Source organism: Shewanella sp. Iso12, assembly GCF_012030025.1.
Classification (GTDB): Bacteria; Pseudomonadota; Gammaproteobacteria; order Enterobacterales; family Shewanellaceae; genus Shewanella; species Shewanella algae.
In genome coordinates this window covers 58,108-71,885 of the sequence record NZ_JAAUHW010000009.1, presented here as the reverse complement: position 1 = coordinate 71,885, position 13,778 = coordinate 58,108, and the positions used below count along the sequence as shown (strand labels likewise).

Sequence of the window (13,778 nt, the reverse complement as noted above, 5' to 3'; positions counted from 1 at the left end):
ATGAATTCAGTGCAATTTCAGTGCCCGGTTTGCCAGAGTGAACTCAAGCAACATCAGGCATCCAGAGGTTTTTACTGCGCCAACAAACATCACTTCGATCGCCAGGAAGACGGCTATTGGCTGCTGGCCAAGCCCAAGAGCACGGCGGTACATGCCTTGTCGCGCCAGGCATTGCGGGCCCGGCGTTTTCTGCTGCAGTCTGAGTTGATGGCGCCTTTGCATCAGGCGCTTAATCTTAAGCTGGCCAGGCTCGCCGAAAACTGTGAGGCTGTACTTGATCCCAACGCCGGAGACGGCGCCTTGCAGCAGATGCTACAACTGCCGGATGAACTGCAACGTCTGCTTATCTGTGATGCGCAAAATGCCGCCTTCGCCGCTGCCAAAGCCTTGCCGACGGCGCAGGTATTTCTCAGTGTTGCCAAACGCTTGCCCTTTGAAGATGCGCAGTTTTCACTGGTGACTCTGCTCGATGGTCAGCTCAAGGGCAAGGAGATCCCCAGGGTGATGAAGCCTGGGGCACATCTTGTGATGTTGGCACCCGGGCCCAGACACTTATGGCAGTTGCGTGAGCAATTAAACGCGGATCTCAAGCAGCGGGAGTTCAGTATCAGCCTGCCGGCCGAGTTGACTGTGCTGGAAACCGATAGCTTGAGTTTTTCTCTGGATGTGAGCGGTGAGCAGGCGTTGACGCTTTTGGAAACCACTCCTTATGCCTGGCGCGCCAGCGAAAAACAGAAGCGTGCGCTTGCTACTCGAGCAGTTAAGGGGCTGGAGCTGGATTACCGTGTGTTGGTGATTAAACGGAACTGAGTTTGAGCCTCGGGTTTAGGCTGAAAAGTGAAGGTTTTGGCTGGAATCTTGGTCAGGACTGACTGGAAGTCACTATAGGTTTTAGCGAAAAGCAAATCGGCAACACCTTGGTGTTGCCGATCCGGGACTGAATTACTTCTTGTAACGAGAAGCAACGTTGTCCAAGCGGTCGTTAGCACGCTTAGCTTCAGACTGAGCGTCCATAGCAGCAGCTTTGGCATCTTTAACGTCAGCAGACAGTTTGCCTTGCTCTGCTTTCAGAGAGCTAACTTCGGCTGATAATTGATCAACTTTGTTGCCCAGGTTAGCAACGCTTTCTTCCAGAGCAGTGGTGTTGGCACAGCCACCCAGCAGAGCAGTCATTGCTACGCCAGCAATCATCAGTACTTTTTTGTTCATGAAGAAATCCCTTTAGATAGGTTGGATTTTTAATGGCTCGACTGTAAAACAGCCGACACCGCCTAATTATGTCATAGTCAATTTATTTTGCTACGAATATTCACGTACAGGCCGCTTTACCTTATCGAATACTCATTGAATTGCCAAGTCTTTGGGAAGATAGCCAGTTTCTTTCGCCATTTTCTTAACATAACTGAAAATATTGCCGTCAATATCTTGCCTTTCTATCAGGAAACGGCGGAATTCAGTAACAGTTGCTTTTCTTGACGTACGGCGGCAATCCGCTGCCGAGCGAGCTCTTCTCTGATGGCTGGCCCCTTGTGTCCCGCTGCTACTATGGGTTTGACATCTATGGCTGAGGCGACAGCAAATAACTGCCTCAATGCTTGCGCCTGCGGGTAGGGGGCTTGTTCAAGCCCGCTGCGGCCTCTGGCATCGGCCTCGCAGGCCAGCACCAGTTGCTCCAGGCGCTCTGGCTTGCGCCAGAAATCGGCTTTGTCGAAGATTTTCACTATGGTTTCCGGCTTGAGCTCCGCCAGATTATGAATATTTTGATGCTGATCGCTGACCAGCAACGCCAGATCCCGATACTCGGAAGGCACTCGCAGCCGCTCGCACAGGTTTCGAATAGGTTCAAGTCCCTTCTGGCCGTGGCCATGGTGCTTGGGCAGCATGTCGGCCGGGGTCAGTGCCTTACCGAGATCGTGCACCAGCGCGGCAAAGCGCACGGCTTTGTCGCGGGTTAATAGTGCGGCTTGCTCCAGTACCATCAAGGTGTGAAGGCCGGTATCAATTTCCGGATGCCACTTGGCTGGTTGCGGCACACCAAACAGGGCATCGATTTCCGGCATCAGCGCTTGTAAGGCGTTAACCTGGCGCAGTACTTCAAAAAACACTTGGGGCTGCTCGCAGCCGAGCACCTTATCCAGCTCCTGCCATACCCGCTCAGGCGTCAGTGCGCCAAGCTCGGGGCCAGCGGCAATTTCCTGCATCAGAGCCAGGGTTTCCGGCGCTATGCTGAAGCCCTGAGGGGCAAAGCGGGCGGCAAAACGGGCCACCCTGAGTACCCGCAGCGGGTCTTCAACGAAAGCGGGGGAGACATGCCTCAGCACCCGGGCCTCGATATCCTTTTGGCCACCGTAGGGGTCGTGCAGCTCGCCATCCTCACTTTGGGCTATGGCGTTAATGGTCAAGTCCCGCCGCAGCAGATCCTCTTCCAGGGTGACATCGGGCGCCGCATAGCAGGAGAAACCGCCATAACCCAGGCCTGTCTTGCGCTCGGTTCTGGCTAGGGCGTACTCCTCCTGGGTTTTGGGGTGCAGAAACACGGGAAAATCCTTGCCCACCTGTCGATATCCCAGTGAGGCCATCTGCTCCGGGGTTGCGCCTACCACCAGATGATCCCTGTCCTTGACGGGTAAGCCCAATAGTTTGTCACGCACTGCCCCACCAACCAGATAAATCTGCACGCTTGTGGATTCCTTATAATCGACTGCTTTGGTAATGGCCTCAGGATAACATGAGACCCGGCCGTGGGGGACTTTCCCGTGCATCACATAAATGGCGGCCGGGGTTTTACAATTTATGGCCTTGCCTTAAACTGGGCTGTCTCTAGCAAAGAAGGATGGCAGTGCCTATGTACAAGGCCTTTTATGGACTGAACGATAACCCATTTTCTATCGCGCCCAATCCCAGTTATCTGTTTCTCAGTGACAGGCACAGGGAGGCGTTGGCGCATTTGACCTATGGCCTGGGGGAGACGGGGGGCTTTGTGCTGCTGACAGGTGAAGTCGGTACCGGGAAAACCACTGTTTCCCGCTGCCTGCTGCGGCAACTGCCGGAAAATACCGATACCGCCTTTATCCTCAATCCATCTCTGACCGAGCTTGAACTGCTGGCTACCCTCTGTGATGAGTTGAAAATTCCCTATGGCGAGGCGCCCACCCTCAAACAGCTGACCGATCATATCAGTGGTTTTCTGTTGGCTAACCACCAGGCCGGGCGCAACACTGTGCTGATCATCGATGAGGCCCAGCATCTGCGGGCCGAAGTGCTTGAGCAACTGCGCCTGCTTACCAACCTGGAGACAGATACCCGTAAACTGCTGCAGGTGATCCTCATAGGTCAGCCCGAGCTGCAGCAACTGCTCAAGCGCCAGGAACTGCGGCAGTTGGCGCAGCGAATCACTGCCCGTTACCATCTGTTGCCGCTCACCGAAGAGGAGGTGGGCTTCTATGTGCAGCACAGGTTGCAGGTGGCCGGGCGCAGCGAGCCCTTGTTCAACCGCGGCGCGATTCGGGCGCTGCATAAATTCAGTGGTGGTATTCCAAGGCTTATCAACCTCTTGTGTGAGCGGGCCTTGATGGCGGGTTATGGTCAGTCTCGAACCCCTATCGATGCCAAAATGGTGGCCACTGCCGCCGAAGAGGTGCTGGGAGAGAAAATCAAGCAAGCGAACTACTGGTTGCCGGCTTCTGCCGCCGCCATGCTGCTTTTGGCATTTGCCGGTGGTTACTATTTCCTGGCTCAGCCGGAACAGGCTGTCGCCCAAGAGCAGTCCGGACGCCAACTTCATTCAGTGACAGATGCCAAACAGACTCAGGTTTCCGGTAATAAAGCTGCTGTTAACCATCTTTCTGTCAATCAAGCTGCTGCGGACAAGCCCGCAGTCAATCGGGCGCAGCGGATCTTGACGCAGGCCATAGATCAGAGCCGCAATATAGATACCGCCTTTGCGGCCCTGTTTGCTCTTTGGGACAAGGTGCCGTATTCAGGCATCAGTGCCTGTCAGGCCGCCGAACAGCAGGGGCTAGCCTGTTATCAGCAGCAGGGCAATCTCAACTCCTTACTGCGGCTCAACTACCCGGCAGTGGTCTATCTGGAGGATGAACAACAGCAGCCTTTCTACGGCACTCTGGTGAACAAAGATGGTGAGCAGTTGCTGCTGCAACTCAATGAACAACAACTCTGGGTCAGCGTCGATTGGTTCAACCGTCATTTCAGCGGTACTTTTGAAATCATCTGGGATGCCCCCAAGGATCCGCTCAAGGCGATAGGCCCAAGTGCCGGTTTGGCCCAGGTGCAGTGGCTGGAAAATACCCTGGCGCAGGTGGATGAACGCCCGGCCAGACTGATGAGTTATTTCGACAGCGAGCTGGAGCAGTCATTGCAACAGTTTCAGCGGCGCCACGGCTTGAAACCGGACGGCATTGCCGGCAGCCAAACTCTGGTTCAGCTTAATCTGTACTTGAGTCATCAAGGCCCCAGATTGCACGCAGGAGGAGCGAGCTGATGTCTATCCTTCTCGATGCCGTGACCCGGGCCAAGCAACAGGAGATGGGTGAACAACTGGATCCTGTGTTGACCCCCAGGGCGCAATATCGCCGACAATCTTCTGCAAGTAGCTATCTAAAGCCGCTGGCGGTATTGGTGGCGGCCGTGCTGGCCGGTGGCGCCTTGGCTTGGGGCTGGCACTCGCTTGATACCAATAAAAAGCCGCTGGCTCCCGAGACATCTTCAGTTGGGGGGCAAGCCTCGCAGCAGCAAGCCAGGCAACAAGATGAGTCTCAAGGATATAAGCAACCGACTCAAGCCGCTGAGGTGGCTGAACAGGGTGCAACGGAAGTACGTTTGGCCGGTAAGGTTGCCTTGCCTATGGCCCAGCCGGTTCCTCAGACTCAGGCTGTTCAATCTCGAACAATCCAGTCGCAAAATACGCTGCCTCAAAATGCTCAGGCTGAGAATAGGGCGGCCATAAACCAAAGTTCAATAGACCAGAGCTCAATCAACCAAAGCGGCGAAGCTGAAATTGCAGCCCGCCAGAGTCCGGCTTCGGTTAATGCACAGCCGACTGGCAGTGATTTATTGGCCGCCAGTGTGGCCGAAGCGGCTAAAGAGCTGCAGTTTGCGCAACTCCAGGCTGATGGATCAGCAACTGTAAATCAGCCGCAGGAGATGCCGGCGACTGACGATGAGCCGATTATCCTGGGAGCCAACCCCAATCGCCGTGGGCTTGAGGTGCTCGAGTCTCTCAAGCGCCAGGTTAATGAAGCGGCTGAGGATGTGGGGCTATCCAGTGCCGAGAGTCGCCGCCAGGATGAGTTGGTGGCTCAGTTTCAGGCGGCGCTTGCCGATGTGGAGCACCGGCACTCGGCGGAAAAACCCGTATCGCCTCCCGAATTGGATCCCATTCCCAAGGCTGAGGAAGAGGTGCCTCCTTACGGCGGGCTGCCGGCCGGGCTGCAATTGCAGGTTCCTGAGTTTGAGATCAGTGCTCACGTATACGCCTCAGAGCCTTCCAAGCGTTGGCTGAATGTGGAGGGTGCCGAACTGCAGGAGGGGGACAGCATCAAGGGTCAACTGAAGATCGTTGAGATACGTCCAAGGGATGTGGTGCTGGAAATTCAAGGGCAGAAGTTCCGGGTGCCGGCCATATAAGTCGACCCCAAACGGCTGGAACCAAGCATAAAAAAGCGCCATTAAGGCGCTTTTTTATCTTAGAGCTCAAGCTCCGTAGAAGTAGTTCCCCAGCAACAGTGTCAGGGCGTAGCCAACAGAGTAGCACAGCAACAGCGCCGGAACATACTTGAGGTAAGAGACAAAGGTCAGCTCTTTGACCTTGCTCATGGCGATGATCCCGGCCGCCGAACCTATCACCAGCAGAGAGCCACCCACACCTACTGCATAGGTCAGGCCCAGCCACTCAGGCGTGGTCAGTTCAGGTGCGGCTTTCAAAAGCGCCGCGGTCAGTGGCACGTTATCCAATATGGCCGATCCCATACCAGTGACAAAGTTGGAAATGTTGGGGTCGTGACGGGCGTAGACCTGGGCCAGAAGATCCAGCGTGCCTATCTCTTTGAGCATACCCACCAACAAGAGGATCCCGAGGAAGAACAGCAGGGTGTCGTATTCCACTTGGCGGATATATTCGAGGATCTGCAGTTCTTCTTTGTCGTTGCGGGCGGTGTGGCCCACCAGGAACATGATTGATAACCCGGTGAGGAAGGTTAGCACGGGGGGAATGGCAAACAGAATGTTCAGTGCCATGGTCATCAATATGGTGGTGAAGAAGATGATGGCGATAAGCACATCCACTGTCTCGTAACTTTGACGAATAGGTGTGGTGGACACCTCGCCCTTGGCATTGAGGGAGAAGAGTATTGCCAACAACATCACGCTGAACGCCGCCGGCAGCACCAACATCAACAGCTCTGACATATGCACATGGCCGCCGAGGAAGATCATCAGGGTAGTGACGTCACCCGTTATCAGAGAAACCCCCCCTGAGTTGACGGCAAAGATAATCAATACCGCCATCCGGCGACGCATCTGTTTGTCGAGCTTGAAGGTGGTCAGCAGCCCAAGAGAGACCAAGGTGGCGGTGACGTTGTCACAGATGGCCGACAATACCAGAGAAAACAGCGCAACCTGCAGCATCAGCATCCGGGTGCTGACCCGCTGCGGAAACAGCTTCTGCACTATTATCTGGATCATGCCCTTGGCGTTGAGATAGGCCACAAAGGTCATGGTCGACATCAAAAACAGCCAGAGCGTCGCGATTTCCAGCAGGTTTTCATTGAGTTGATGCTCTACCAGCTTTTCATGGCCGGGGTCGCCGGCAGACATGAACAGAGCTATCCAAGAGATACAACCGAAAAACAGAGTCGTTTTGGCTTTGTTGAGGTGAGTCACCTCTTCAAAAATGATACTCAGCAGTGCCAACACCGCCAGTATGATAAGAAAGGTATAGAGCATAAATGCAATTCCAACTGCTGATTTTATGTTCGTCTGCCCTGGGGGAAGTGGGCAGTTTTTGTGTCGGCCATCAAGGTTCAATTAATCGAGCTGTGATAGCGCGTGCGGATCAGACCACACTGACATGGATAACGCAACTGTTAACTGGAACACATTTTCTTAGACTTTGTGATAAGTGTCCGTCGACTTTCGGGTCGAGCCAGTTATTTGGTCTGTTTGTTTTTTGTATCTTGGTGTTTTGTACTGATTGGATCTGTTTGGCAGCGAAAGGCGACAGTCGACTAGCGGGCCGGTGGCAAGTTGGCGTGACAGCCATGGTGCAGCCTTAATTGGCTTGTGAGTATGGCGCTGGATGGAAAATTTGTGGAAGGGGAATTGAGCAACCAGAATTTGAGCTGGACGCCAGAGAAATCTACCCGGTGAGAGTGGGCATAAAAAACGGGGCCGTATAGGCCCCGTTTTCAATCCATCTGCGGATTACTTCATGCGTGCCAGAACACGATCGGCTGCATCCAGAGTCGCCTGCAGCTCTTGCTCGCCGTGAGCCATGGACAGGAAGCCTGCTTCAAAGGCGCTCGGTGCCAGGTAGATACCTTCGTCCAGCATGCCGTGATAGAAGGCGCGGAACTGCTCCATGTTGCACTTGGTAACCTGCTCAAAGCCGGTGATCTTCTCTTCATCGGTAAAGAAGAAACCAAACATGCCGCCAACATAGTTGATGGCCATGGGGATACCATGCTTGTCGGCTGCGGCCTTGAAGCCTTCGGCAATACGCTTGGTCTTGGCAGCCAGCTCTTCATAGAGGCCTGGTTCGGACAGGGCTTCCAGTTGAGCCAGACCTGCGGTCATGGCGATAGGGTTACCCGAAAGTGTGCCGGCCTGGTACACAGGGCCGGTCGGGGCAATATACTGCATGACTTCTTTCTTGCCACCGAAGGCACCAACCGGCATACCGCCGCCGATCACCTTACCCAGAGTGGTCAGATCCGGTGTCACGCCATAGTGGCCTTGGGCACCGCTCTTGGAGACGCGGAAGCCAGTCATCACTTCGTCGATGATCAACAGGGCGCCGAACTGATCGCAAAGTTCACGCAGTCCTTCAAGGAAACCTGCAACCGGCGGGATACAGTTCATGTTGCCGGCAACCGGCTCGAGTATGATACAGGCGATATCCTGCGGATGCTGGCTGAACAGCTCTTTGACTGAATCCAGATCGTTATAGACAGCGGTCAGGGTGTGCTTGGCGAAGTCAGCAGGGATCCCTGGGGAGCTGGGTTGACCCAGAGTCAGGGCACCTGAGCCGGCCTTAACCAGCAAACAGTCGGCATGGCCGTGGTAGCAGCCTTCGAACTTGAGGATCTTGTCTCTGTTGGTGTAACCCCGAGCCAGGCGTATGGCGCTCATGGTGGCTTCCGTACCAGAGCTCACCATGCGTACCTGTTCTATGGAAGGCACCATCTCAATGACTTTTTCTGCCATCTGCACTTCCAGCTCGGTAGGTGCACCGAAAGACAGACCGTTCTCCACCGCCTTGAGAACCGCTTCGCGGATCTTGGGATGGTTGTGACCCAGGATCATAGGCCCCCAGGAACCGACATAGTCGATATAGGCTTTGCCGTCGGCATCATAGATATAGGCACCGTCGGCCTTTTCGATGAAGCGGGGAGAGCCGCCTACACCGTTGAAGGCACGTACTGGCGAGTTCACACCGCCGGGGATGGTTTTCTTGGCCTGTTCAAACAGGTCTTCAGAACGGGTCATGTTTAATCCTTAAAGTCAGTGGCCGCTCTTTAGCGATCGGCCTTGCGTGAATACCAGTTAACCGGACACTCGTATTTTTCCAACTGATTGTCCACCCCGAGTGTCAGGGCAAACAGTGCCATGCGGATCAACAAGCCATTGTCGGCCTGACGGAAGATAGCCAGGTTGGGATGGTTGTTAAGATCATTGTCCAGCTCATTGGCCTGCAGCCTGGAGTCCCGAGGCAATGGATGCATGATCACTGTATTGGACTTACAATTTTTGGTGTATATGGCGCTGTTCAAACGGAACTTGCCACGATACTTATCGGCTTCCTCCTGCGAGGGGAAGCGCTCTTCCTGAATGCGCGTCAGATAGAGTATATCAGCCTGATCTAAATTGCCTTCCAGTTGGTCTGTTATTGTGATCTTATGCCCGGCATTTTCAATGTCGGCGATCACATAGTCAGGCATTGCCAGCTCGGCAGGGGAGATCAGGGTGAAGCTGATGTTCTTGTACATACACAGAAGACGCGACAGCGAGTGCACAGTGCGGCCGTATTTGAGATCGCCCACCATGGCGATATGCATGCCGTCTATGCCTAAGCCTTTGCTGTGCAGCTCTTTCTGTATGGTGAACAGATCCAGCAGCGCCTGGGTTGGATGTTCGTTGGCACCGTCGCCGCCGTTAATCACAGGCACCCGGCTGCCTTCGGCAAATTCGCGTACCGAGTAGGACTCGGGGTGGCGCATGGCAATCACGTCCGAGTAGCTGGACAACACCCTGGCAGTATCGTAGAGGGACTCCCCCTTGGACAGCGACGAGGAAGCCATGCCGACCGTTTCAGCGACCCGGCCGCCAAGCAGGTTGAAGGCGCAGCCGAAGCTGACCCGGGTGCGGGTACTGGGTTCAAAAAACAGATTGCCGAGAATAGCACCATCCAGCACCTTGGTACGCTTTTCGCGCAGTGCGTATGGGGTCATCTTTTGGGCTACGGTGAAAATGGTTTGAATGGCGTCCAGATCTAACTGGTTTACGGAGAGGATATGTGATCCCTGGAACTGGTTCATCAGCCTTGGTTTCCAATGCAATTGGGTACTGACACTGAGGTCTGGACCCATGGGTTATGTAGGGTTTGGCTGAGGCGCAACTATAACAGAAGGTGACGGCCATGAAAATGACCCATGATTGAAATTACACTTCTCCGGCACGGATTTCCTGCTGCAGGTTAGACCAACTGATCACCCCGACGATATTCTCTGGTGTATCCTGATAGATATAGACTTCACCGGCACGTTTCGGCGCCAGAATTTCATACACCTCGTTGAGGGTGGCCGAGTCGGGTAGCCCCTGGATCCTGTGCTGGGTCAGGCTGGTGTCAGTGTCAAACGAAGGCATCTGCAGATCCAGCATGGCAATCTGCCCTTCGGCATCTCTGACAAGCACGGGCCTGCCCTGGGCGCGTTTCATCACCTCCAGCAGCAGCTCATCATTGTTGTTGACTATCACTATGCGCCTGTCCATCAGGGCGCGTACCCCGAGTTTCTGCAACCCAAGGTTAACCGGGGCCACCTTGTAACCCAGGCCCATGATATCCAACTGACAAAAGAATATGGATTTGGCATTCAGCCCCTGATAAGCGATGAGGTAGGCGGGTACGGCCACTATCATTCCGGGCAGTATGATGGAGGCATCGTTGGTCATTTCCAGTAGCGCCACCAGGGCGGCGAGCGGTGCGCTGAGACAAACCCCCATCATGGCGGTCATGCCGATGACGGTATAGAGCCCTGCATAGGGGGCCACCGAGGGAAACAGCAGCGCGGTTGCCTGAGCCAGAATGGCGCCGCCCAAGGCGCCTATGCCGTAGAGTGGACCTATGATCCCTCCCGGGATCCCAAGGCCGATGGCGGCAATGGTAGCAACAATCTTGGCCAGCAATACCGCCAGCAAAAACCAGATGGCCGGGTTGTCGCTGACCGCCAGTCCTATGGCCATTTCACCGCTGCCCAGAGCCTGAGGCAGCAGCAGTCCTATCAGAGTGGTGATAACGCCCGCCAGCAACAGGCGGACAATCAAGGGCCAGTGTTGGCCGCGCTCGGTCACCTGAATAAGGCTGTGATTGAATAGGGCCGCGGCGATCCCCAGCACTATACCGCCGAGTGCCAGCAGCGGGTACTGATCCAGTGGAATATGGCTGACCTTGATGGCGTCAAACTCGTGGATATTACCAAACACCACCTGGCTGGATAGGGCGCCGCAGATGGCCGACAGCATGATGGGGAAGAAGTACTGCACCTTGTATTCCCTGAGCACCACTTCGAGGACAAACACCACGGCGGCCAGGGGCGCGTTGAAGGTGGCGGCTATCCCGGCGGCTATGCCACTGGCACACATGATGCGCACACTGTTGTCCGGCAGCTTGAATTTTTCCGCCAATACCGAGGCGGTGACCGCCCCCAGATGAATGGCCGGGCCTTCACGACCAACCGAGAAGTTACTCGCCAGCGCAAACAGCGCCTGAAAAAACTGCCCCGGTGCCGACTGCAGCGGGATCTTGCCATAATGCAGTTTCACCCTGTGCAGCACATAGGCTATACCCATCCGCTTGTAGCGTTTGGAGCCAAACCTGGCTACCAGCCAGATCAAAAAAGCCCCAAAAAGTGGTAACAGGACTCGCCAGTCACCGATTGAGCCCGTAAAATCCCATTCCTGTGTTTGGGTAAAATGATTGGCCCATTGCAGCAGCAGGCGAAACAGTATGATGACAGCCGAGGCCATCAGCGCAAACAACAGGGCCAGCAGACACAGTTGAATACTGATCCTCGTTTGGGACAGCTTGTCTCTCATCTGGTGGCGCAGATACTTTCGCGCCTCAAGTTTGAACTTTCTGAATCTTGCCTGCACTGCTGCTTTCCGAAGCCTGATGTGAAATCTTAGTACCTAAGATGGAAATTTTTATATAAGGGGCTGTTAGTTAATGGCAAATTATCATCGCTGGCTCGATCGCCTGCAAGTGATGGAGCGAAATATTCGTCCATCCAGTCTGTATTTGTTGCTCTTGGTCATGGTGGCCTTTCTGACCGGACTGCTCAGCTATCACTTTTTTATCCCGCCAGGTGAAGTCCAGCTGCAACAAAATGACGGTAAAAAGAAACGCTTGCAGGGACAACTGCAGGAACAAGCACAGCTGCTGGCGAGCCGTAATCTGGAGCTGAGCCTGGCCAAGGAGGCCAATGAGGAGATGCAGCAGCTGTTCAACAAGCAGCATAAGAAACAGAAGGAGCTGGAACGTGAGCTGGCCTTCTACCGCAGTATCATGGCGCCGGAGCATAACGCCGAAGGTGTGGCTATCCATGGTTTGGAACTGATGCCGTTGGCGGGCCCAGGGCAATACCGTCTCAAGCTGATACTGACCCAGTTGCAAAAGCGCAAACAGGCGCTCAAGGGAAGAAGTGAGATACTTCTCATTGGCATGCAAGAGGGCAAGCAAGTCGAACTGAATTTAGCTAAACTGGTGGACACCAAGTTGGCATTTAACTTCAAGTACTTTCAGGTACTGGAAGCGGAATTTACCCTGCCTGAAGGGTTCGAGTTACAGCAGATGAAGGCCAAGGTCGTCGTGCCTGCCAGCCGCTGGAGCAAAGGCGCCGAAACCGAACAAAGTTTCAGCCTGCCGGAGTTGCTGGAGGGCGAAAAAGATCCCGGCATAATACTTGAACAAAACAGTCAGGTAACAGATAATCTGCCACAGCAAACAGATGTAAGAGGTAGTAATGACTGAACAAGCTGAATCAGCTATGCCCATCCAGTTTACCGATGCGGCGGCAACCAAGGTCAAGGCCTTGCTGGAAGAAGAACAGAACAGTGCGCTGAAGCTGCGGGTCTATGTCACGGGCGGCGGCTGCTCAGGTTTTCAGTATGGCTTCACCTTTGATGAAAAAGTGAATGAAGGCGATTTCACCGTGGAAAAACAAGGGGTAAAGCTGGTCGTTGATCCCATGAGCCTGCAATATCTTGTCGGCGGTGAAGTAGATTACACCTCAGGGCTGGAAGGCTCGCGTTTCTTCGTCAAAAACCCCAACGCCACCACGACCTGTGGTTGTGGCGCCAGCTTCTCGGTATAACCGAGAGCGAAAGCAGCAAAAAGCCGTCCCATTGGACGGCTTTTTTTGTGGGCGCAAGGCCGGTTACTGCATCAGGTTGAAGTTCATCTTACGCTTGAAGAAGGCTTTGACCTTAGGAGTAAAGGCTATCCATACCTGCAGCATGCAAAAGCCTATCAGAAAGCCGAAAATGGCCCAGTCCGGAGCCTTGAGTTCCATTCCGGCGATATTGAGGGTATTGGGCCCTGTGGCCACACTGTCGCCCTGATCCAGAATATAGGGCAGGAAACTCACCAGCGCGAGCTGCGCCAAGGTATAGAAGCGCAGTGCCCATAAGCCTGCCTGATGGCGCGCCAATACCGCCAACACCATGATCAGCGTCAGCAGACAAAAGACGACACCCTGACCGGCAATCAGGCCACTGACCGAGGCGGCAATATAAAGCAGCATCAGTAACAGCAGGCGTTTGGGAATGGCGTAGCTTTCAGTGGCGGCTTGGCTCATCTTACGGCGCTCCTTGTGCTCTATTGACTCAGTGACGCGTCTTGGGCGCCAGTCGCTGCTCCAGCTCATGTGGTGGAATAACCACGCCGAGATCTTCCAGCATAGGGAAGACGGCAACATAGAGTTCGTCATCTTCCATACCTGGCACCCAGCGCTCCAGCCACTCGGCCAGGCCGATGGACAGCGGCCGACAATCCTGCCAATCATCCACGGCCCACAGGGACGCCGTCTCTTCACTGGGCCAAACCGGAATACAGTCTTCATCATCCGTGGTCAGCATCACGCAGCCGTCATTGTCCTGTAGTACCCATAGCTCTTTATGCTCTTTGACCTGCTCTACCAGAAAGTCGTAGCGGCCTTCCGGAGTCATACCGGCGAACTGGGCCTGGGTTTGTTTCTTGCTCATGGTGACATCTCATCTCGGTGGCCGCGGCACTGCGCCCGGCCAAAAATTGACGGCATGTTAAC

13 protein-coding genes are annotated in these 13,778 nt (G+C 54.6%); 5 read left to right on the top strand and 8 right to left on the bottom strand.

Annotation, left to right across the window (positions count from 1 at the left end):
• Nucleotides 1-810, top strand: coding sequence for a putative RNA methyltransferase (locus tag HCX89_RS15080; RefSeq protein WP_167716566.1), 810 nt, complete (start codon nucleotides 1-3; stop codon nucleotides 808-810).
• 132 nt (nucleotides 811-942) lie between these two features.
• Here HCX89_RS15080 and HCX89_RS15075 read toward each other — a convergent pair whose 3' ends face one another.
• Together HCX89_RS15075 and HCX89_RS15070 are read right to left on the bottom strand one after the other, a co-directional pair.
• The gene (locus HCX89_RS15075; protein WP_025010519.1) at nucleotides 943-1,209 is read right to left on the bottom strand and encodes an Lpp/OprI family alanine-zipper lipoprotein; all 267 of its coding nucleotides are present in this window, start codon (nucleotides 1,207-1,209) and stop codon (nucleotides 943-945) included.
• A gap of 227 nt (nucleotides 1,210-1,436) precedes the next feature.
• Entirely contained in the window at nucleotides 1,437-2,678 is a 1,242-nt protein-coding gene (locus HCX89_RS15070; protein WP_115389935.1) for a multifunctional CCA addition/repair protein, read from the bottom strand.
• Between the two features lie 167 nt (nucleotides 2,679-2,845).
• Here HCX89_RS15070 and HCX89_RS15065 point away from each other — a divergent pair, with 167 nt between their 5' ends.
• Nucleotides 2,846-4,501: an ExeA family protein gene (locus HCX89_RS15065; protein WP_167716565.1), complete on the top strand. Its 1,656-nt coding sequence runs from the start codon at nucleotides 2,846-2,848 to the stop codon at nucleotides 4,499-4,501.
• Nucleotides 4,501-5,646 (top strand): general secretion pathway protein GspB, encoded by a 1,146-nt coding sequence (locus HCX89_RS15060; protein WP_167716564.1) that lies wholly within the window; start codon nucleotides 4,501-4,503, stop codon nucleotides 5,644-5,646. Before HCX89_RS15065 ends, HCX89_RS15060 begins: the two co-directional genes overlap by 1 nt.
• A 66-nt stretch (nucleotides 5,647-5,712) precedes the next feature.
• Here HCX89_RS15060 and nhaD read toward each other — a convergent pair whose 3' ends face one another.
• The 4 genes from nhaD to HCX89_RS15040 form a co-directional block, all read right to left on the bottom strand.
• Entirely contained in the window at nucleotides 5,713-6,963 is a 1,251-nt protein-coding gene (gene nhaD / locus HCX89_RS15055; protein ID WP_045283525.1) for a sodium:proton antiporter NhaD, read from the bottom strand.
• 477 nt (nucleotides 6,964-7,440) lie between these two features.
• Nucleotides 7,441-8,724: a glutamate-1-semialdehyde 2,1-aminomutase gene (gene hemL / locus HCX89_RS15050; protein ID WP_028779763.1), complete on the bottom strand. Its 1,284-nt coding sequence runs from the start codon at nucleotides 8,722-8,724 to the stop codon at nucleotides 7,441-7,443.
• A 29-nt stretch (nucleotides 8,725-8,753) separates the two neighbouring features.
• Nucleotides 8,754-9,773: an aspartate carbamoyltransferase gene (locus HCX89_RS15045; protein WP_025010522.1), complete on the bottom strand. Its 1,020-nt coding sequence runs from the start codon at nucleotides 9,771-9,773 to the stop codon at nucleotides 8,754-8,756.
• Nucleotides 9,774-9,897: 124 nt separating this feature from the next.
• A complete protein-coding gene (locus tag HCX89_RS15040; protein ID WP_101059510.1) occupies nucleotides 9,898-11,550 on the bottom strand; it encodes a chloride channel protein in 1,653 nt (550 codons plus the stop codon).
• Nucleotides 11,551-11,680: 130 nt separating this feature from the next.
• Between HCX89_RS15040 and HCX89_RS15035 the strand changes: the two genes are divergently transcribed.
• Together HCX89_RS15035 and erpA are read left to right on the top strand one after the other, a co-directional pair.
• Nucleotides 11,681-12,484, top strand: a complete 804-nt coding sequence (locus tag HCX89_RS15035; RefSeq protein WP_025010524.1) for a DUF6776 family protein — start codon at nucleotides 11,681-11,683, stop codon at nucleotides 12,482-12,484.
• A complete protein-coding gene (gene erpA, locus HCX89_RS15030) occupies nucleotides 12,477-12,827 on the top strand; it encodes an iron-sulfur cluster insertion protein ErpA (protein ID WP_101059498.1) in 351 nt (116 codons plus the stop codon). The genes HCX89_RS15035 and erpA overlap by 8 nt, the downstream gene beginning before the upstream one ends.
• Before the next feature lie 63 nt (nucleotides 12,828-12,890).
• On the opposite strand, the gene HCX89_RS15025 is transcribed toward erpA, so the two are convergent.
• Both HCX89_RS15025 and HCX89_RS15020 read right to left on the bottom strand, forming a co-directional pair.
• Nucleotides 12,891-13,310, bottom strand: a complete 420-nt coding sequence (locus tag HCX89_RS15025; RefSeq protein WP_028779765.1) for a hypothetical protein — start codon at nucleotides 13,308-13,310, stop codon at nucleotides 12,891-12,893.
• A gap of 28 nt (nucleotides 13,311-13,338) precedes the next feature.
• Nucleotides 13,339-13,716: a DUF2750 domain-containing protein gene (locus tag HCX89_RS15020; RefSeq protein ID WP_025010527.1), complete on the bottom strand. Its 378-nt coding sequence runs from the start codon at nucleotides 13,714-13,716 to the stop codon at nucleotides 13,339-13,341.
• Nucleotides 13,717-13,778 lie beyond the last annotated feature (62 nt).